Origin of the sequence: Janthinobacterium lividum (genome assembly GCF_034424625.1) — a bacterium.
GTDB classification, from domain to species: domain Bacteria; phylum Pseudomonadota; class Gammaproteobacteria; order Burkholderiales; family Burkholderiaceae_D; genus Janthinobacterium; species Janthinobacterium lividum.
Genome location: NZ_CP139976.1, coordinates 5492629 through 5511442 on the forward strand (window position 1 = coordinate 5492629; position 18814 = coordinate 5511442).

The following is an 18814-nucleotide window of genomic DNA, read 5'->3' on the forward strand; positions in this document are numbered from 1 at the left end:
CCGTTCCTTGCTGCTGTTCTGCTTCCTTCAAGCAAATAGTTGCAAATGAACAGTTCTAGTCAGCAGCATATCACCGCAGGACGTTTTTATTGTTTACATTGTTGCAGGGCGTTGCGCATGCCGCTCAAACAGCGTAGGCAACGGGGCCGGCGGATCCGGCCCCCGTGCTGATGCCGCCACTCACACCCTCGGCGGATCCGTCTCGCGCGCAAACGCCCGGTGCGCGGCCAGCGCCTTTTTAAAGGCCGCCACGGCTTTCACCACGTCGCCGGAAGGCGCGACGATGATGGCGGGATCCGGCTTGCCATCGGGCAGGGTCGCCGGTACGCCAGCCTTGTCCAGCAAGTCCTTGCCGGCGCCGCTGGCCAGCATCGGCTTGCAGTGACGGTATTGCAGGCGCAGGAAGTCGAGCGCGTTGGCGTCGCTGCCCAGCTGCTGCACGGCGCCCTGGCCGTCGGGAAGCACCACGGCGTCGAACAGCACGGACGGTCCCGCTTCGAGCGAGATTTCCACGTCGAGCGGCGCGCCGCCGCTGGTGTCGACTTTGCCCAGGTGGCTGCCCACCAGGCGCGGCACAGCGCCATCGGCCAGCAGCGAGGCATAGATATTGCGCACTTGCGCGCCATCGCTGCCCGGCCCCACCAGGATGGCCACGCGCAAGGTATGGATACCCGTCTTGCCGGGGCGGAAAAAGAGCGACAGGGCTGGCGATGGCGGATATGCCGGCAGCGGCTCCAGGGAGGCGCGCGGCATGACGGGCGGCAGCGCCAGGCCCAGGCCATCGGCCAGGCGCTGCGCCAGGGTCTCGTCGACATTGCGCAGCATGGCGACGATGCGCTGGCGGATGGCCACCGTCTGTACCTTGCTCAGCTCAAAGCGGAACGCATGCACGATATGGTCTTGTTCCACCGGCGTCTGGCTGGTCCAGAACAGGCGCGCCTGGCCATAATGCTCGGCGAATTTCTCGGGCTTGCCGCGCACCTTGTCGCCTTCGGCGGAAGCGGGAAAACTGTTGAAACCCTTCGCGCCCGCCTGGAACGGGCAGCCGCCCGCCAGCGAGTTCGGCTCGTACGCGACCCGGCCCCGGTTGATGGCCTGCCGGTGGATGCCGTCGCGCTGGTTGTTGTGCACGGGCGCCAGCGGCGCATTGATGGGGATTTCATGGAAGTTGGCGCCGCCCAGGCGCGTCAGCTGGGTATCGACATAGGAATGGATGCGCCCCTGCAGCAGCGGGTCGTTGGAGAAATCGATGCCGGGCACGATGTGCGCCGTGCAGAACGCCACCTGCTCCGTCTCGGCGAAAAAATTGTCCGGATTGCGGTTCAAGACCATTTTTCCGACGGGGACAAGAGGGACTAGTTCTTCGGGAATCAGCTTGGTCGGATCGAGCACGTCGAAGGGGAACGCTTCCGCCTGTGCTTCCGTGAAGACCTGGAAGGACAACTCGTATTCGGGATACTCGCCGCACTCGATGGCTTCCCACAGGTCGCGCCGGTGGAAGTCGGAATCGGCGCCGCTGATCTTGACGGCTTCGTCCCACACGAGCGAGTGCGTGCCGGCCATGGGCGACCAGTGGAATTTGCAGAACACGGACTGCCCCTTGGCATTCACGAGGCGGAAGGTATGCACGCCGAAGCCCTGCATCATCCGGTAACTGCGCGGGATGGCGCGGTCCGACATGGCCCACATCAGCATGTGCGTGATTTCCGGCGACAGCGAGGCGAAATCCCAGAAGGTGTCGTGCGCGCTGGCCGCCTGCGGCATGCCATTGTGCGGTTCGGGCTTGACCGCATGCACGAGGTCGGGGAATTTCATCGCATCCTGGATGAAGAAGACGGGGATGTTATTGCCGACCAAATCCCAGTTGCCTTCGTCCGTATAGAACTTCACGGCAAAGCCGCGCACGTCGCGCGCCGTATCGGTCGAACCGCGTTCGCCGGCCACCGTGGAAAAGCGCACGAAGACGGGCGTGCGCTTGCCCGCCTTGGCGAACAGCCTGGCGCGCGTATGCTTGCTTTGCTCCTTGTAGCATTCGAAGTAACCGTGGGCGGCCGAACCGCGCGCATGCACGACGCGCTCGGGGATGCGCTCATGGTCGAAATGCGTGAGCTTTTCACGCAGGATGAAATCTTCCATCAGGGTGGGGCCGCGCAAGCCCGCCTTCAGCGAGTTCTGGTTGTCACCCACGGGCACGCCCTGGTTGGTCGTCAGCACGCAGCCGCTATCGTCGCTACGGGCGCCATCCAGCGAGCTATTCAGCGCATTCTCGCCCAGCGCGGGCTGGCCGTCACCCGTCTTCGGAGAAGATAGCGTTTCGCCCGTGGTGCTGGCCGTGGCCAGCGCTTCGCCGCTCGCCACATGCACGCCTTCGACCGGCGTGCGCGCCGCCTCGCCATACTGGCCATCCTCCTTGGGATTGACGGCCATGGCGGCGGCCAGCTGCTGGCCGGCGGCCGTCTTTTGCAGCAGCGCGCGGGCCACGTCGTTGTCCGCGCCCAGGCTGTGCGGCGCATTGCTGTCGGATGGGCCGGACATGCTGCTCAATACGGAACCCGCACCGTCCGTGGACGGCGTTTTCTTGTTGCTAGCCATTACATCTCCTGTGAGTAATTTGCCCCGGGAAGTAACGCTACAACTCCCTCATTCAGCGCACGAACAGGGCAATCAAAATAATGATGGGAATAGGTATGCCGATCAACCACAACAAAATGGAGCGCATCATCACTCTCCTTTACCGCTTGCTGCTACCTTGTGCGCGTGGGCGCTGGCACGGCCCGCAATGAAGGCAGACCGGGCCAGCGCCCACGACAACGACCTTGCCTGGCTGCGTACAGTTACTTACGCGAACCCAGCAGTTTCGACAGGCCATAACCGGCTGCCGCCGCAATCAGCAAGGACACGGCCGGACGCTCGCGCACATAATCGCGGCCCGTCTCGCCGGCGCGCTGGCAGGCTGCGCCCAATTGCTTGCCGCGCGCCATCAAGGTTTCGGAAGCCTTGTTGACGGTGTCGCTGACCTGGCCGATGCGGTCGCCCACCTGGTCCACGCCGTCATGGGCGCGCGTGGCCACCTTGTCGGCCAGAGGCTGGGCCTGGCTTGCCACCTTGTCGATGGTGCGGTGCAAATCCTGGCGGGTATCCTGGACGGTGCCGTTCAAATCGGAGCTGGTTTTTTCAATCGCGTTCATGATGGTTTCCTTTAACAGTGAATAATTTCAACCATGCTCGATGCCGTGACCGAATCATGATTCTCCTCGCTTCGGGGAAAAAGAAGCGGCTAAACGCTGCCGGGCTGAGCCATATCAAACAGTGGATCAGCAGCAAGCTGTTGGTACCACCTTAACCGCGCCTGTCTCGCGCCACCGTGCGCTGCCACACCTTGAGACGCAGACTTAAATGCCTGTTGGAAATAGCAATCCCCGCCGGCCTGGCGGGACGGGCGGGCAAACCATCCGTCATGCATCGTCCTGAAGATACAGCCCGCCACGCATAAATGTATGGATTTTTTCAAGGCTTAAGCCCATAATTACGAGAAGCAATACCCATACATAAAACAAAATGCCCCAATCCAAATCCATACAAGAAGAAAGTCAGGCCAGCGCGTGGATCACGCCGTTCGTGCAGCATGGCGGCCCGCGCTACCTGCAGATCGCCGACATGCTCGAGCGCGCGTTGTCCGACGGCAGCCTGCGCCCGGGTGACCGATTGCCGCCGCAGCGCCGCCTGGCCGCCCTGTACCAGGTCGACCTGACGACGGTAACGCGCGCCTACGACGAAGCCAAGCGCCGCAACCTGCTGGAGGGACATGGCGCGCGCGGCACCTATGTGGCGGCGCCGAAAGTGGAATTGACGCAGATGCTGGACCTGAGCATGAACATCCCGCCGCCGCCCGTGGGCGTGGATTTCGGCGACTTGCTGAAACAGGGCGTGGCGCAAGTGCTGATGCGCACGGACAGCGATCTGTTGATGAGTTATCACCTGGGCGGCGGCGGCAAGGCCGACCGCGCGGCGGGCGCCGTCTGGCTCGCGCCCATGTTCGGCGACGTCGATGCGGAACATGTGGTGGCCTGTCCCGGCGCGCAGGCGGCGCTGGCGGCGCTGATCTTGACTCTCAGCCGGCCAGGCGACAGCATCCTGACGGAAAGCGCCGTGTACCCCGGCCTGCGCCTGGCGGCGAGCCAGCTGAACCGCAAGGCCATCGTCGTGGAAACGGATGCCGACGGCATGCTGCCCGAAGCGCTGGAAAAGGCGTGCCGCAAGCACCAGGCGCGCCTTGTGTATTTGAACCCGACCCTGCAAAACCCGACAGCGCACACCATGCCGGCCGCGCGCCGCCTGGCCATCACGGAGGTGGTGCAGCGCTGCGGCATGCACATCATCGAGGATGACCCGTACTGGCTGCTGGCGTCCGACGCACCGCCCCCGCTGGCCCATTACGCGCCCGCCCACGTGTCGTATATCGCCACCCTGTCGAAATGCCTGGCGCCGGGCCTGCGCATGGCCTACACCTTGATCGCCGAGGTGCAGCTGCGCGAACGCTTCCTGCAGGCCATGCGCTCGTTTTCCCTGATGGCCACGCCCCTGACGACGGCGCTGACGACGCAATGGATACACGACGGCTCAGCGCACGCGCTGCTGGCCGGCATACGCAGCGAAGCGGACGCGCGCCAGGACGTCATCCGCACGATTTTGACGGGCACCAGCCAGCCGCACAGCAACGGCATCCACGTATGGTATTCACTGCCCAGCTACTGGACCTCGCGCGAACTGGCCGCCACGGCCCGCGCCCAGGGCGTGGCCGTCACGGCCTCGGACGCCTTCTACGACAACCGCCCACCGAATGCCATCCGCATTTCGCTGGGCAGCATCCGCGACCGCGCGCGCCTGGCCAACGCATTAAAGAAATTATCACTGCTGCTGGCGCACAAGCCGGCGGTGCCCCGGGAATTCGTCATCTAACGGCGCAGCCGCGCATCGAGCGAATAACGTCCCGCGCCACTGATGGCAATCGTGCCAAAGACGATGATCAGCAGCCAGCCGAACTGGCCGTCGGCGATGCTCCAGTCCGGGTGCACGAGCAGCATCGACACGCCCAGCAGGAACAGCAATGGCAGGCAGGCCAGGCGCGTCAGCAAGCCGGCGGCGACCAGCAGCGGGCAGAGGATTTCCGCGAACAGGGCGCAGTACAGGGTGACGGCGCGACCCAGGTGCAGCGGGTCGTCGATATGCGCCAGTTCATCGGAGAAGTGCAGCAGTTTGGGCAAACCGTGCACGTGCAGCACCAGCAGCGCGCCCGTCACGCGCGCAAACAGCAAGCCCGCATCGGGCAAGAAGGGGCCGGCCAGCGCCGCCATCCAGTGTTTCTTCATGATTACTCCAGTGGGAAAGCCAGGCGGCGCGGCGCGCCGCTGCCAGCCATCATAGGCAGGCGGGCGCCTGGGCGCGACTGGTCTTTTGGCAGAGGCGCCGGCGCGCGCGAAGGCCTAGACTGGCCGATGCCATTACTGGCTCAGGCCGTAACTGGTCCCTCCCCCATCCCCGAAGGAAATGCATCATGTCGAAGAAAATCGAAGCCGAAGAAGTCACATCCCGCCGCAAGCTGCTCGTCAGCGTCGCCGGTGTCGCCGCCGGCGCCGGCCTGCTGGCCGCCGGTGGCGCCAGCGCCGCCGCCAAGCCAGCCGCCAGCACTGCAGTGGCACCGGGCAAGCTCACCGTCAACAGCGTCACCGTCAAGGACGGCACCGTCATCCACTTCAAGGACTGGGGCAGCGGCACGCCCGTCGTCTTCAGCCACGGCTGGCCATTGCAGGGCGACGCCTGGGAAGACCAGATGATGTTCCTGGCCAGCCACGGCTACCGCGTGATCGCGCACGACCGCCGCGGCCACGGCCTGTCCAGCCAGCCATGGCAGGGCAATGACATGGATACCTACGCCGACGACCTGGCCACCCTGCTCGACGCGCTCGACATCAAGGGCGCGACCCTGGTCGGCCATTCGACGGGCGGCGGCGAAGTGGCGCGTTATATCGGCCGCCATGGCGAAAAGCGCGTGGCCAAGGCCGTGCTGGTGGGCGCCGTGCCGCCGCAGATGGTCAAGTCGGAGACGAATCCCGGCGGCTTGCCGATGTCCGTCTTCGACGGCATCCGCGCCGGCGTGCTGGCCGACCGTTCGCAATTTTTCAAGGACCTGACGGTGCCGTTCTTCGGCGCCAACCGTCCCGGCAACAAGGTGTCGCAAGGCATGCGTGACACTTTCTGGCTGCAGGGCATGCAATGCGGCATCAAGAACGCCTACGATTGCATCAAGCAGTTTTCCGAGACGGACTTCACGGCCGACCTGAAGAAAATCTCCGTGCCCACCCTGGTGGTGCACGGCGGCGACGACCAGATCGTGCCGATCGACGCTTCCGGCAAGGCTGCGGCCAAGCTCATCAAGAACGCCAGGCTGGTCATCTATGAAGGCGCGCCGCACGGCTTGCCGGCCACCCACAAGGACCGCCTGAACGAAGACTTGCTGGCCTTTATCAAGTCCTGACCGTTCTGCGCTTCCCGCACCGCCGGCCCGCCCGGCGGTGCTACTCTTCCCCGCCGCGCAAAAAAAACCGCCCGCCTCCCCCATTCGTATAACTGCCATGCCTGATGCGCCGTGCATACTTGTTGCAGCGCGGCATACGCCGCAGCGAACGACAGGAGTTCCGCGATGGCCAGCATGCATTATTTCCCTCAGAAGCAAGACCCCGGCCCGGCGCAGGCGCAGCGCATGGGCAGCATGGACGGTATGGGCGAATTTGCCGCATCGGTCGCGCACGAGGTGCGCCAGCCGCTGGCGGCCATCGCGCTCAATGCCGATGCCGCCTTGCGCTGGCTCGATCACGATCCGCCCCGCCTCGACGAGGCGCGCGCGGCGCTGGCCCTGGTCGCCAGTGCCGGCAGCCATGCCAGCGCCGTGCTGCGCAGCGTGCATGGCCTGGCCTGCAATTCGCCGGACAGCCACGGTCATTTTGTGGCCGAAGACGCCGTGCAAGACCTGCTGCCGCTGTTGCGCGCGCCACTGCAACGCCACGCCATCCATCTGGATACGCAGCTGGCGCCGGGCCGCCCGCTGCTGCATGCCGACCCGGTGCAATTCCGGCAAGTCATCCTGAACCTGCTGATGAACGCCATCGAGGCTCTGCGCGACACCGGCGGCCGGCCGCGCACGGTGCTGCTGTCTTCGCGCCTGGATGGCAGCGTGCAGCACTTCAGCATTGCCGACAATGGCGCCGGCATCGCGCCGCAGGCGGCCGACCGCCTGTACCACGCCCTGTATTCCAGCAAACCGGACGGCATGGGCATGGGCCTGGCCATCTGCCGCCGCATCCTCGACGCGCATGGCGGCCGCCTGTGGCATGCGCCCGGCGCGCCCCACGGCAGCGTCTTCCACTTCACCTTGCCAGCGCCATGAGCACAACCATGCACACGACCATGCCCCCGGCCGATCCGCCGATTACCCTGCTGATCGCCGACGACCACCCGCTGATCCTGGCCGGCCTGGCCTCGCTGATCGCGTCACTGCCTGGCTTACTCCTGCTGGGCCAGGCCGGCACGGGCAGCGCCGCCGTGGAACTGTACCGGCAACTGCGGCCCGACGTGGTGCTGATGGATTTGAACATGCCGGAAATGCATGGCGTCGAGGCGATCGAGCGCATCTGCGCCGACGACGCGCAAGCGAAGATCGTCATCCTCACCACTTACCAGGGCGAGGACAGCGTGCACCGGGCATTGCGCGCCGGCGCGCGCGGCTACCTGCTGAAGGATTCCGGCTTCCTGCAACTGACGCAGTGCATCCGCCAGGTGGCCGCCGGCAGACACTACCTGCCGCCGGAACTGGCCGCGCAGCAAGCCGGCCGCATCGAGGCGAACCGCCTGTCGAAACGCGAGCACGACATCCTGCTGCACCTGTCAGCGGGCAAGAGCAACAAGATGATCGCGCGCAGCGCCGGCATCGAGGTGGGCACCGTCAAATTTCATGTGAATAATATTTTGACCAAGCTCAACGTATCAAGCCGCACCGAGGCGGCCACGGTGGCCGCCCGGCGCGGCTTGCTGGGCGCGTTCTAGCTGCCGGGAATATCAGGCGGCACTGTCGTCCTTCTGCTGCGGCTCAGCCTTGGCCAATGTCGGCTTGGCTTCCACGCCGCTGATCTTCGGCACGCATTCGCTGCGCAGCCACGACACGGTGATGGCTTCTCCCGCCATCAGGCGCTTGACGCCGGGGACGATCTGTTCGCCGATCAGCATGCCCAGCAGGCCGATCAGGGCAATGGCGGGCGGCGCCGGCGAGCGCACCTGCAAGACGGCGTAGATGATGCCGACCAGCAAACCCACCGCCAGCGAAATCACATATAACTTCATGGCGCATTCCTTTCGATGAAAAAAAACGCCGCGCGCGGTCAGGCGCGCGGCGCATGGCACTGCCGCATGGCGTTTACTTGGCCGGCACCGGCGCCAGGGTGGCGTGTTCGCCATGGATGCGCTGCGGCGCCTTGTGCACCATCGTGTAGGCGTAGTCGACGCCCATGCCGTAGGCGCCCGAATGTTCGCGCACGATGGCCATGACGGCGTCATAGGTTGCCTTGTGCGCCCAGTCGCGCTGCCATTCCAGCAGCACCTGCTGCCACGTCACGGGCACCACGCCGGCCTGGATCATGCGCTGCATGGCGTAATCGTGCGCTTCCTTCGAAGTGCCGCCGGAAGCGTCGGCCACCATGTAGATTTCGTAGTCGCCTTCGAGCATCGCGCACAGGGCGAAGCTGTTGTTGCACACTTCCGTCCACAGGCCCGAAACGACGACTTTCTTCTTGCCGTTGGCGGCCAGCGCATCGCGCACCTTCTGGTCATCCCACGAGTTCATCGAGCTGCGCTCGAGGATATCCTTGCCGGGGAAGACGTCCAGCAGTTCCGGATAGGTATGGCCGGAGAAGCTTTCCGTTTCGACGGTGGTGATGATGGTGGGGATGTTGAATACCTTGGCGGCCTTGGCCAGGCCCACGGTATTGTTTTTCAGCGCTTGCCGGTCCATCGACTGCACGCCGAACGCCATCTGCGGCTGCTGGTCGATGAAGATGATCTGGCAATTATCGGGGGTGAGGACTTCCAGTTTCGGATTGGTCATGATGTCATCCATGAAGAAAGGGTTGAGTGGGTACTGCCGTGCATCGTATGCCTGGCGGCGTGCCCGCACCACTATCTAAATATAGGCTGGCATGCAGGCTGCCTCCGGGAAATGCCCCCTGCAGGAGGGCGGGCGCTGCGGTAAAATACCTTTTGCTCACCATGCTCCGACGACTCTTGATCGATAACTCCTCTTTGCCAGGCAACATCATGCGCAGCGATACGGCGCCGATACGCGTCCTCATTGCCGACGACCACCAGTTACTGCTCGACGGCATCGCGGCCCTGCTACGCGCCTTTCCCGGCGTGGCGCTGGTGGGCCAAGCCACCGATGGCCAGCAGGCGGTGCAGCAGTTTGACGCGCTGCAGCCCGATGTCACGCTGATGGATTTGCAGATGCCGCGCATGAACGGCCTTGACGCCATCGGCGCCATCCGCGCACGCCATCCGCAGGCGCGCATCATTGTGCTGACCACCTACAAGGGCGACACGCAGGTGCTGCGCGCCATCCGCGCGGGCGCATGCGGCTATGTGCTGAAAAGCGCGCTGCGCCACGAATTGCTGGCGGCGATACAGAACGTGCACGCGGGGCGGCGCCACATCACGCCCGAGATCGAGGCGGAACTGGCGCTGTATGCCTGCAGCGACGTGCTGTCGAACCGCGAACTGGACGTGCTCAAGCAGGTTGCGCAAGGCAATTCCAACCGCGAGACGGGCGCCCTGCTGCAAATCAAGGAAGAAACCGTCAAGGCGCACATGAGCACCATCCTGGCCAAGCTGGGCGCCCGGGACCGCACGCACGCCGTCACCATCGCGCTACGGCGCGGCATCCTCGACGCCTGAACGGCGCCAGCGCTGCCACCAGCGGCGCAGCGGGCCGTGCGCCAACGGCCAGGCGCGGTGCGCCGGCACCCGCAGGCGCCACTGCGTGCCGCCCCCATCGCGCCCGCCCACAGTCAGGCGCGCGCCAAGTTTCACCGCGCGCTCGCGCATGCCGGGCATGCCCCAGTGTCCGGGAATCTGCCCGTTCGCCGCGACCACCGGTGGCAAGCCCTGGCCATCGTCGCGCACGAGCAGTTCGATGCCTCCGCACGCATAGCGCACCGCCACCTCGACCACCTGCGCGCGCGCATGCTGGAAGGCATTGCGCAGCGCTTCGCTGGCGATGCGGTAGATTTCATGCGCCGCACGCGCATGCAGCATGCGCGCCTCGCCTTCCTCCGCATAGCGGAACACGATGCCGTGCTGCGCCGCCAGACGCTCGCCTTCGCGCCGCAGGATGGCGCTCCAGCGCGCGCCCGCATCGTCGCCCGCGCGCAGGTCGTGCACATGATCGCGTCCCTCGCCCAGCATGCGGTCGGCATCGTCAAGCGCGCGCAGCATGGCGGCGCGCGCGGGATCATCCTCGGCGATGGCCATGCTGGCATTGTGAAAGTGCAGGATCATCGCCTGCGTGCCCTGCAGCAGGGTATCGTGCAGCTCGCGCGCGATGCGTTCGCGCTCGGCCTGCTGCGCCTCCATCCGCGCCTGCAGGCGCGCGGCGTGCTGGCGCAGCCGCCAGCGGCAAACGCCGTATGCGGCCGCCAGCAGCGCCGCCGCGCACAGGCTGCGGAACCACCATGTCTGGTAGAAGGCGGGCAGCACGCGGAACGGCAGTTGCGCCACCGTGCTGGCCACGCCGTCGCCATTCGCCGCGATTACTTCGAAGCGGTAGCTGCCCGGCCCCAGGCCCGTGTACTGCGCCAGGCGCCGGACGCCCGCCTGCTGCCACTGTGTATCGTAGCCGTCGAGCCGGTAGCGGAACTGCAAACGCTCCGGCGTGCCCAGACTGGCGGCGTTGTAATGGAATTGCACGTCGCGCGTGCCTGCCGCCAGCTGCAGGCCGGCGCTTGCGGGCGGATCGATGCGCCGGCCGTCGGCTAGCAGCGCGCCGATTTCCACGCGTGGCGCCGGCAAGGGAGCAAGCGTCTGGCGCGGATCGATCCAGAACGTCGCGCTCTGGCGCGAAAACCAGATCTTGCCATCGTCCGCTTCGGCAACCGAGCGGTTGTGCAGCATGCCGATGCTGCCGTTCAAGCCATCGACGGCGTCGTACGAGGTGGCGCGCATGGCATGGGCGGCGTCGCGCAGCGCCAGGTCCACTTCCGCGGCGGGAATGTGCGCGGCGCCGCTGCCGTGATTGAGCCACAGGCTGCCGTCGCGCACGCGCAGCAGGCCCACCACGCCCTCGGTGGCGCTGGCCGGCTCGCTGCGCAGGGTGACGAAGCGGCCGCCGCGCCACAGCGCCACGCCACGCTGCCCGCCCGCCCACACCTGCCCGCGGTATTCGATCAGCATGGGAATCTTGCCCAGGTCCAGGCCCTGCGCGGGACCGAAGGTGTGCAGCCGCCCCCGTTCCAGCATGGAGACGCTGCCATCGGCATACGATAGCCACAGGCGCCCGGCCGCGTCGGCCAGCAGCGCCAGCGGCACTTTCGCGCCGCCATCGGGCAGCAGCGGTTCGCGCCGCCAGGCCCCGTCGCGATACTGGAAAACGCCGGCGCCGCTGAACACGCCCCAGATGCTGCCATCGGGCGCGAGCACCCCGGCGCGCATGCGCTTGACCGCGGCAGCGCCGGATGGATAGGCGATCGTGCGCAGTACGCGCCCATCCTCGCCGGCCAGCTGCTGCAGGCCGGCGAGGGCCGCCACCCACAGGCCGCCCGGCGCTTCCAGGATGGCGCTGATGGGCCCCAGGCGCGGCGCGCGCAGCACCGTGCCGTCGGCCCGCGCCAGCAGCAGCGGCCCCAGGACGTCATCGCGCGACAGCCACATCGCGCCTGCCGCTCCGGCCAGCATTTCCTGGGTACGGAACACTTCGGCCACGCCGGGCGCGGCACGCGTGCGCAGGACCACTGGCGCGGCCTGGCGGAAACGGTCCAGGCCTCCGTACGTGGCAACCCAGACATTGCCTTCATTGTCGTCGCACATGGAGCCGACGAGAACATTGCTCAAGCCATCGCGCGGCAGGAACGATTCCGTGTCGCTGCTGATGCCCAGCTGTCCCGGTGCCAGCGCGCCGCTGCTGCGCGTGCGGTGCAAGCCGTACTGGCTGTCGAACCACAGGGTGCCCGCGCGATCGACCAGCATGCTGCCGCTGGTGCCGCTGGTATCGCGGTAGATCCACCGATGATCGAGCTGCTCGTAGCGTTCCAGCGACTCGATGATGCGGATGCCGCGCATCTCCAGCAAATAAATGCGGCCGTCGGGTCCCTGCTGCGGCGGCGCGCGCAGGTCAAGCCGGCCGATGGGCGGCGCGAAGCGCGACTGCGTCGCCTGCCACATGAACAGGCCGTTTTCACTGAACACGGCGATGCGGCCATCGCGGTCGGCAAACACGGCGGACGCCTTTTGCGCCGTGTAGCCCTGCGCCGGTCCCATCGCCTGCCAGCGCCGGCCGTCGAAGCGCGAGATGCCGGACACGCCGGCCGCCCACACGGCGCCGTCGCCGCCGATGGCAAAGCCCCAGATGGCGCCCGCTGGCACGCCCTGCGCTTCGGCGTAATTGCGCACCACGCCATCCTTGACGTGGCTGATGCCGCCCACTTGCCAGCCTATCCACATGCCGCCGTCGGCGGCGCGCTTGAGCGCCAGTGCCACCGTGTCGGGAAAGCTGCCCTGGCGCGCGCGCACGGGCTCGAAGCGCAGGCCGTCGAAACGGCGCACGCCCGCATGCGTGCCCAGCCACAGGAAACCGTCATTGCCCTGAGCCATGACGATGATATCGTCGGGCGCGCCATCGCTGGCCATCCAGCGCGTGTGCTGCAGCTGATGGATGCCGCGTGCGGCATCGATGGCCAGCCCGCAAGGACTGGCCAGCATGAACATCAGCCACAGCAGGAAGGCGCGCATGGCGGCTGTCAGGGCACGGGCACGGCGGTCCGACCGCTACGCTGCGCCACGACGATCAGGCCGCCCAGCAGCACCAGCGGCACGGCCAGCGCCGCGAAACCGAAGACCAGGTAGCCAAAGCCGGCAGCGATGGCGCCCAGCGCAAAGGCCAGCAGCGGCCAGAAGAACTTGCCGCAGCGCGCGCGCGTGCCCTCGTCGGCCGCGCCGCGCAGCACGTCGACGGTGTCGAGCACGATCTGCGTCACGTTCCCCGTCATCATGGAGGTTGGCGCCAGGTGTGCCAGCAGCAGACGGCTGGTGGCGCTGTGCACGCCCATGGCGGCCGTGCCCAGCAAGCCTGCCGCCATGGCCATGGAACTGGCATCCTTGCCGACCGGCTCAGCCAGCACGCCAAACACCATGAAACCGGCCAGCAAGATCCATTGCAGCAGGAAGGCCAGCGTCAGCGCCGGACCGCCGCGGCGCTCGATGGCCAGCACCATCAGGCGCGTGACGACGATGCCCGCGATAAAGGCGGGAAAAGCGAGGATTTTCAGCAGGATGGGGATGCGCGTCGGTTCGGCCAGGGCGGCGCCGATCAGCACGAAGTTGCCCGTGACATGGGCCGTAAACAGGCCGAAGAGGGCGATAAAGCCCAGGGTATCGACATACCCGGCCAAAAAGCCCAGGCTGGTGCCGTATAAACGGCTATGTGGTGGCTGATCCATCGAATGACTCCCGATACCGTGCAATGCACTAAAAAACGAAAAACGCGCCAGGGAAGCGCCCCGGCGCCACTGCCTGCATGGTAAGCCATGCGGCCGGCCGCCGCCCCCGCCATTCGGCCAGTGCGCGACGCGCCACCTGATCTTTTGGCCCGTGTTCAAGCGCGGGACGTCCGCTACACTGGCCGACGTGACTTTCGCGCCGCGCACGCCGGCCCCCTCCCCCCCCTGCACCGCAACCATGGAGCTGCACCATGCCAGAACACACCCTCCCCGCCGCCGCACCCTTGATCCTGCTCAATGGCTGCTTCCATACCGTCGATAAAAGCTGCCCGCAAGCGAGCGCCGTGGCCATCGCCGACGGCAAATTCCTCGCCGTGGGCGATCTTGAAGACGTCATGCGCCACCGCGCGCCCGACAGCCGCGTGATCGACCTGGGTGGCCGCACGGTGATTCCCGGTCTGAACGACTCGCACCTGCACCTGATCCGCGGCGGCTTGAACTACAACCTGGAATTGCGCTGGGAAGGTGTGCCTTCGCTGGCCGACGCCCTGCGCATGCTCAAGGAGCAAGCCTTGCGCACGCCGAATCCCCAATGGGTGCGCGTGGTGGGCGGCTGGAACGAATTCCAGTTCGCGGAAAAGCGCATGCCTACCCTCGATGAAATCAACGCGGCCGCGCCCGACACCCCGGTCTTCATCCTGCACCTGTACGACCGCGCCCTGCTGAACCGCGCCGCCCTGCGCGTGGTCGGCTACGACAAGAACACGCCGAACCCGCCCGGCGGCGAAATCGTGCGCGACGCTGCCGGCAACCCCACGGGCATGCTGATCGCCCGGCCAAACGCCATGATCTTATATGCGACCCTGGCCAAGGGTCCGACCCTGCCGCGAGAATTGCAAGTCAATTCCACGCGCCAGTTCATGCGCGAACTCAATCGCCTCGGCCTGACCAGCGCCATCGACGCGGGCGGCGGCTTCCAGAATTATCCGGAAGACTACGCGGTGGTCGAGGAACTGGCGCAAAAAGAGCAGCTGACGATACGCATCGCCTACAACCTGTTCACGCAAAACAAGGGCCGCGAACTGGAGGATTTTGAAAAATGGACGGAGATGGTCACGCCGGGCCAGGGCGACGACTACTACCGCCATAACGGCGCCGGCGAAATGCTGGTATTTTCCGCCGCCGACTTCGAGGATTTCCTCGAACCGCGCCCGGACCTGGCGCCCGGCATGGATGACGAACTGGAAAAGGTTGTGCGCCACCTGGTGTCCAAACGCTGGCCCTTCCGCCTGCACGCCACCTATGACGAATCGATCGACCGCATGCTGACGGTATTTGAAAAGGTCAACCGCGACATTCCGTTCGACGGCCTGCACTGGATGTTCGACCACTGCGAAACCATCACGCCGAAAAACATCGACCGGGTCAAGGCGCTGGGAGGCGGCATCGCCATCCAGCACCGCATGGCTTTCCAGGGCGAGTACTTTGTCGACCGCTACGGTGCCGAAGCAGCCAAGGCCACGCCGCCGATCGCGCGCATGCTGGCCTCGGGCGTGCCGGTAGGCGGCGGCACCGACGCCACCAGGGTCGCCAGCTACAACCCGTGGACGGCGCTGTACTGGCTGGTGTCGGGCCGCACCGTCGGCGGCTTGCGCCTGTACGACGCGGGCAGCCGTTTGTCGCGCGACACGGCGCTGGAACTATGGACGGCGGGCAGCGCCTGGTTCTCCAGCGAGCAAGGCAAGAAGGGGCGCATCCAGGAGGGCATGCTGGCCGACCTGGCCGTGCTGAGCGCGGATTTTTTCAGCATAGCTGAAGAGGCGATCAAGTCCATCGAATCGGTGCTCACCATCGTCGGCGGCAAGATCGTCTACGGCCAGGCGGAATTTTCCAATCTGGCGCCGCCTCCTATCCCCGTATTGCCGGACTGGTCGCCCGTGAAAAACGTGGCCGGCCATTACCGCGCCGCGCCGCCGCAAACGACCAGCGTGATGCAACAGCACCAGTGCCAGGGCGCCTGCGGCGTCCACGCCCACGCCCATGACGTGGCGCGCAAGAGTTCCGTGCCCGTCTCCAGCCATTCCGGCTTCTGGGGCGCGCTGGGGTGCAGCTGCTTTGCGTTCTGAGGCCATGCTGACGCGATTGCCCCTGCTGGCTGCCGGCGCGCTCGCGCTGGCGGCTACCCTGCCCGCCGCGGCACAGAACAATGTGCAGCTGTACGGCCGCCTGAACGTGGCGCTCGAAGCGCTGCACTCGTCCGCCAGCGGCGACAGCGTGCAGCGCGTATCCAACAACCGCTCGGTACTCGGTTTTCGCGGCAGCGAAGACCTGGGCGGCGGCTGGCAGGCGCTGTTCCAGGTCGAGGGCACCTTGTCGCCCGATACTGGCGCAGGATCAATCGCCGCGCGCGACACGCGCGTCGGTATTGCCGGGCCGTGGGGTACGCTCTTTGCCGGCAACTGGACCCTGCCCTACAACAGCGCCACATCCGCGCTCGACCCGTTCTACCCCACCACGGCCGGCTACATGAGCCTGATGGGCAACGGCGCGGGCGCCACCGAAAGCAATACCAGCAACACGTATTCCTTCGACCGGCGCCAGCAGAACAGCGTGCATTACTGGACGCCGCAGTGGCAAGGCTGGTCGCTGCGCGTGGCGCGCGGCATGGCGGAAGAACGGCTGGCCAGCGGCGCGCATCCGGCACTGACCTCGGCCGCATTGATCTACGACGGTCGCACCCTGTACGCCACCCTGGCGCATGAGGCACACCACGACTATCAGGGACGCGGACTCTCCGACCGTGGCAGCAAGCTGGCCCTGGCCTGGCGCGTCGACAGCGCCACGCAGCTGGCGCTGGTGCTGGAAAGCCTGCGCTATGCGACGCCCACGGGCCAGCTGCGCCGCCGCACGGCCTACTTTTCCGCCACGCGCCAGTTCGGCCGCCACGGCCTGCGCTTCGGCCTGGCGCATGCCCAAAGCGCCAGCGGCAGCGCGCTGGAAAGCATCGGCACCGTGCGTGCGGGAGCGGATACGGGCGCCACCCACGCCACCGCCGGCTACGACTACCAGCTGTCGAAACGCAGCAGCCTGTATGCCTACTACACGCGCCTGGCCAACAGCCGCCACGGCATCGCCGACTTTGCCATCAACAGCCTGGGACACGAAACAGGCAGGGCGGGCGCCACCATGTCGGGCGTGGCGCTGGGGATCAGGCACAACTTCTGAGCGGCGCTCAGTCCCAGCAGACCGACAGTACGGTATAGCCCTGTGACGGGTCAGGAGCGTTGTCGGGCTTGCCGTAAGGCCAGCCGGGGATGACGCCGTCGGCTTCCATGCCGGCGATCCAGCGCTCCACCTCGTCCTGGCGTGCGGACGTGAAGATATGCACGTTTTCCGCAGGCGGAAAACGTTTCGCGTCCACGTCCGCCTCGCCATAGTCGCACCAATCCTGGTGCAAGCCGACCAGCACCTTTTCCACGTCCGGCCTGGCGGCGATCTCGCGGAACCTTTCATACAACTGCGCAATCGGCGGGCGGCCATAGCCCCACTGGTTCGGCGCGATCGACTCTTCGTCGGTATTGCCTGCAAAGTAGAGATCGAGATCAATCACGGGTGGCGCATCGCCATCGTAGGCGTCGAGCGAGGCCAGGTACTGGGACAGTTTTTCGGGCATGGGTAGAGTTCCGCTGATGTGAAAGCCAATGCAATATTGTAGCCTGCAGACGTATATGCCAGCGGAGCAACGCGCCTGGGTTCGAGCTCGCGGTCGGCTTCCAATACAGATTGGTCCCGTCAGCCATGGCGCTGAAATCGAGGACGACAAAAAACCCGCTGACTTTTGCAAGCAAGCGGGTTTTCTGATGAAACTTGGTGCCGTTGGCCGGAATCGAACTGGCGACCTTCACATTACGAATGTGCTGCTCTACCAACTGAGCTACAACGGCGAAGACCCACATTCTACAAACAATGCACAAAATTTGCTAGTGTCAACGCGAACTTTTTTGCATTTTTTTAGCGGCCCGGCTGCGGGCCGCTAAAAATCGTGGAAAAGTGCGGCTTTTTACTCCGCGTGGTAGGCGGTCACGCGGGCCACTTCGTCTTTCGAACCGAGGAAGACGGGCACGCGCTGGTGCAGCTTGTGCGGGGCGATGTCCATGATGCGCTGCTGGCCGTCGGTGGCTGCGCCGCCGGCTTGCTCGACGATGAAGGCCATCGGATTCGCTTCGTACATCAGGCGCAGCTTGCCCGGCATCGAGGTGTCGCGCAGGTCGGCAGGGTACATGAAGATGCCGCCGCGGTTCAGGATGCGGTGCACGTCGGCCACCATCGAGGCGATCCAGCGCATGTTGAAGTTGGTGCCGCGCGGGCCCGTGTCGCCGGCCAGCAGTTCATCGACATAGCGTTTCACCGGCGGATGCCAGTGGCGCGCGTTCGACATATTGATGGCGAACTCCTTCGTCGTCGGCGGAATCTGCATATTGCTTTGCGTGAGGACCCACGAACCCATCTCGCGGTCCAGGGTGAAGCAGTTCACGCCATTGCCGAAGGTCAGTACCAGCATGGTTTGCGGGCCGTACACGGCATAGCCGGCCGCCACCTGCTTGCTGCCCGCCTGCATGAAGTCCTGCTCGGTCGGCTGACCCATGCCGTCCGGCGCTTTCAGTACCGAGAAGATGGTGCCGATCGACACGTTGACATCGATGTTCGAGGAACCATCCAGTGGGTCGAACAGCAGCATGTATTCGCCCTTCGGATAGCGGTTCGGGATCGGGTGGATCGATTCCATCTCTTCCGACGCCATGGCCGCCAGGTGGCCGCCCCATTCATTCGCTTCGAGCAGGATCTCGTTGGAGATGATGTCGAGTTTCTTTTGTACTTCGCCCTGCACGTTTTCCGTGTCGGCCGTGCCCAGCACTTCACCGAGGGCGCCCTTGCCGACAGCGTGGCTGATGGTTTTGCAGGCGCGCGCGACGACTTCGATCAGCAGGCGCAGTTCGGCCGGAATGCTGTTGTTCGAGCGCTGCTCTTCAACCAGGTATTGCGTAAGACTGATGCGTTTCATG

The 18814-nt window shown here is 65.6% G+C and carries 16 protein-coding genes and 1 tRNA gene; 7 read left to right on the top strand and 10 right to left on the bottom strand.

Features of this window, described 5'->3' with window-relative positions; all coding sequences use genetic code 11:
- Positions 1 to 180: 180 nt before the first annotated feature.
- Positions 181 to 2592: a catalase gene (locus tag U0004_RS24765; RefSeq protein WP_070254490.1), complete on the bottom strand. Its 2412-nt coding sequence runs from the start codon at positions 2590 to 2592 to the stop codon at positions 181 to 183.
- A gap of 242 nt (positions 2593 to 2834) precedes the next feature.
- Positions 2835 to 3188, bottom strand: a complete 354-nt coding sequence (locus U0004_RS24770; RefSeq protein WP_070254489.1) for an ElaB/YgaM/YqjD family protein — start codon at positions 3186 to 3188, stop codon at positions 2835 to 2837.
- Between the two features lie 370 nt (positions 3189 to 3558).
- Between U0004_RS24770 and U0004_RS24775 the strand changes: the two genes are divergently transcribed.
- Positions 3559 to 4959 (top strand): aminotransferase-like domain-containing protein, encoded by a 1401-nt coding sequence (locus tag U0004_RS24775; protein WP_070254488.1) that lies wholly within the window; start codon positions 3559 to 3561, stop codon positions 4957 to 4959.
- Here U0004_RS24775 and U0004_RS24780 read toward each other — a convergent pair.
- Positions 4956 to 5369, bottom strand: a complete 414-nt coding sequence (locus tag U0004_RS24780; RefSeq protein WP_205412594.1) for a DoxX family protein — start codon at positions 5367 to 5369, stop codon at positions 4956 to 4958. The genes U0004_RS24775 and U0004_RS24780 overlap by 4 nt on opposite strands.
- A gap of 185 nt (positions 5370 to 5554) precedes the next feature.
- Between U0004_RS24780 and U0004_RS24785 the strand changes: the two genes are divergently transcribed.
- From U0004_RS24785 to U0004_RS24795, 3 genes are all read left to right on the top strand, one after another.
- Positions 5555 to 6535 carry an alpha/beta fold hydrolase gene (locus U0004_RS24785; RefSeq protein WP_092608160.1) on the top strand — a complete coding sequence of 327 codons (981 nt, stop codon included), beginning with the start codon at positions 5555 to 5557 and terminating at the stop codon, positions 6533 to 6535.
- 165 nt (positions 6536 to 6700) lie between these two features.
- Positions 6701 to 7444, top strand: a complete 744-nt coding sequence (locus U0004_RS24790; RefSeq protein ID WP_070254487.1) for a sensor histidine kinase — start codon at positions 6701 to 6703, stop codon at positions 7442 to 7444.
- Positions 7441 to 8100, top strand: a complete 660-nt coding sequence (locus tag U0004_RS24795) for a response regulator (RefSeq protein ID WP_225317412.1) — start codon at positions 7441 to 7443, stop codon at positions 8098 to 8100. The genes U0004_RS24790 and U0004_RS24795 overlap by 4 nt, the downstream gene beginning before the upstream one ends.
- 12 nt (positions 8101 to 8112) lie before the next feature.
- Here the strand turns inward: U0004_RS24795 and U0004_RS24800 are convergent, their stop codons facing one another.
- Both U0004_RS24800 and U0004_RS24805 read right to left on the bottom strand, forming a co-directional pair.
- Positions 8113 to 8394, bottom strand: coding sequence for a XapX domain-containing protein (locus U0004_RS24800; RefSeq protein WP_034786497.1), 282 nt, complete (start codon positions 8392 to 8394; stop codon positions 8113 to 8115).
- 73 nt (positions 8395 to 8467) lie between these two features.
- Positions 8468 to 9154 carry a hydrolase gene (locus U0004_RS24805; RefSeq protein WP_035828118.1) on the bottom strand — a complete coding sequence of 229 codons (687 nt, stop codon included), beginning with the start codon at positions 9152 to 9154 and terminating at the stop codon, positions 8468 to 8470.
- A gap of 209 nt (positions 9155 to 9363) precedes the next feature.
- Between U0004_RS24805 and U0004_RS24810 the strand changes: the two genes are divergently transcribed.
- Positions 9364 to 9996, top strand: a complete 633-nt coding sequence (locus U0004_RS24810; protein ID WP_034786496.1) for a response regulator transcription factor — start codon at positions 9364 to 9366, stop codon at positions 9994 to 9996.
- Here U0004_RS24810 and U0004_RS24815 read toward each other — a convergent pair.
- Positions 9970 to 13044 carry a sensor histidine kinase gene (locus tag U0004_RS24815; RefSeq protein ID WP_115057576.1) on the bottom strand — a complete coding sequence of 1025 codons (3075 nt, stop codon included), beginning with the start codon at positions 13042 to 13044 and terminating at the stop codon, positions 9970 to 9972. The genes U0004_RS24810 and U0004_RS24815 overlap by 27 nt on opposite strands.
- Positions 13045 to 13052: 8 nt before the next feature.
- The gene (locus U0004_RS24820) at positions 13053 to 13751 is read right to left on the bottom strand and encodes a YoaK family protein (RefSeq protein ID WP_070254260.1); all 699 of its coding nucleotides are present in this window, start codon (positions 13749 to 13751) and stop codon (positions 13053 to 13055) included.
- A 251-nt stretch (positions 13752 to 14002) separates the two neighbouring features.
- Here U0004_RS24820 and U0004_RS24825 point away from each other — a divergent pair, with 251 nt between their 5' ends.
- Positions 14003 to 15877 (top strand): amidohydrolase, encoded by a 1875-nt coding sequence (locus U0004_RS24825; RefSeq protein ID WP_070254261.1) that lies wholly within the window; start codon positions 14003 to 14005, stop codon positions 15875 to 15877.
- A gap of 4 nt (positions 15878 to 15881) precedes the next feature.
- A complete protein-coding gene (locus U0004_RS24830; RefSeq protein ID WP_070254262.1) occupies positions 15882 to 16976 on the top strand; it encodes a porin in 1095 nt (364 codons plus the stop codon).
- A gap of 7 nt (positions 16977 to 16983) precedes the next feature.
- On the opposite strand, the gene U0004_RS24835 is transcribed toward U0004_RS24830, so the two are convergent.
- From U0004_RS24835 to U0004_RS24845, 3 genes are all read right to left on the bottom strand, one after another.
- The gene (locus U0004_RS24835) at positions 16984 to 17424 is read right to left on the bottom strand and encodes a hypothetical protein (protein ID WP_034786491.1); all 441 of its coding nucleotides are present in this window, start codon (positions 17422 to 17424) and stop codon (positions 16984 to 16986) included.
- A gap of 195 nt (positions 17425 to 17619) precedes the next feature.
- Positions 17620 to 17695, bottom strand: a tRNA-Thr gene (locus tag U0004_RS24840).
- A 116-nt stretch (positions 17696 to 17811) separates the two neighbouring features.
- Positions 17812 to 18813 (bottom strand): class 1 fructose-bisphosphatase, encoded by a 1002-nt coding sequence (locus tag U0004_RS24845; protein ID WP_034747152.1) that lies wholly within the window; start codon positions 18811 to 18813, stop codon positions 17812 to 17814.
- Position 18814: the final 1 nt, after the last annotated feature.

What these genes read in the sequence shown, in the direction of transcription:
- U0004_RS24775 (WP_070254488.1), top strand. Translation starts at nt 3,559, where the DNA reads ATGCCCCAATCCAAATCCATACAAGAAGAAAGTCAGGCCAGCGCGTGG.
- U0004_RS24770 (WP_070254489.1), bottom strand. Translation starts at nt 3,188, where the DNA reads ATGAACGCGATTGAAAAAACCAGCTCCGATTTGAACGGCACCGTCCAG.
- U0004_RS24800 (WP_034786497.1), bottom strand. Translation starts at nt 8,394, where the DNA reads ATGAAGTTATATGTGATTTCGCTGGCGGTGGGTTTGCTGGTCGGCATC.
- U0004_RS24785 (WP_092608160.1), top strand. Translation starts at nt 5,555, where the DNA reads ATGTCGAAGAAAATCGAAGCCGAAGAAGTCACATCCCGCCGCAAGCTG.
- U0004_RS24845 (WP_034747152.1), bottom strand. Translation starts at nt 18,813, where the DNA reads ATGAAACGCATCAGTCTTACGCAATACCTGGTTGAAGAGCAGCGCTCG.
- U0004_RS24835 (WP_034786491.1), bottom strand. Translation starts at nt 17,424, where the DNA reads ATGCCCGAAAAACTGTCCCAGTACCTGGCCTCGCTCGACGCCTACGAT.
- U0004_RS24790 (WP_070254487.1), top strand. Translation starts at nt 6,701, where the DNA reads ATGGCCAGCATGCATTATTTCCCTCAGAAGCAAGACCCCGGCCCGGCG.
- U0004_RS24765 (WP_070254490.1), bottom strand. Translation starts at nt 2,592, where the DNA reads ATGGCTAGCAACAAGAAAACGCCGTCCACGGACGGTGCGGGTTCCGTA.
- U0004_RS24805 (WP_035828118.1), bottom strand. Translation starts at nt 9,154, where the DNA reads ATGACCAATCCGAAACTGGAAGTCCTCACCCCCGATAATTGCCAGATC.
- U0004_RS24820 (WP_070254260.1), bottom strand. Translation starts at nt 13,751, where the DNA reads ATGGATCAGCCACCACATAGCCGTTTATACGGCACCAGCCTGGGCTTT.
- U0004_RS24815 (WP_115057576.1), bottom strand. Translation starts at nt 13,044, where the DNA reads ATGCGCGCCTTCCTGCTGTGGCTGATGTTCATGCTGGCCAGTCCTTGC.
- U0004_RS24810 (WP_034786496.1), top strand. Translation starts at nt 9,364, where the DNA reads ATGCGCAGCGATACGGCGCCGATACGCGTCCTCATTGCCGACGACCAC.
- U0004_RS24825 (WP_070254261.1), top strand. Translation starts at nt 14,003, where the DNA reads ATGCCAGAACACACCCTCCCCGCCGCCGCACCCTTGATCCTGCTCAAT.
- U0004_RS24780 (WP_205412594.1), bottom strand. Translation starts at nt 5,369, where the DNA reads ATGAAGAAACACTGGATGGCGGCGCTGGCCGGCCCCTTCTTGCCCGAT.
- U0004_RS24830 (WP_070254262.1), top strand. Translation starts at nt 15,882, where the DNA reads ATGCTGACGCGATTGCCCCTGCTGGCTGCCGGCGCGCTCGCGCTGGCG.
- U0004_RS24795 (WP_225317412.1), top strand. Translation starts at nt 7,441, where the DNA reads ATGAGCACAACCATGCACACGACCATGCCCCCGGCCGATCCGCCGATT.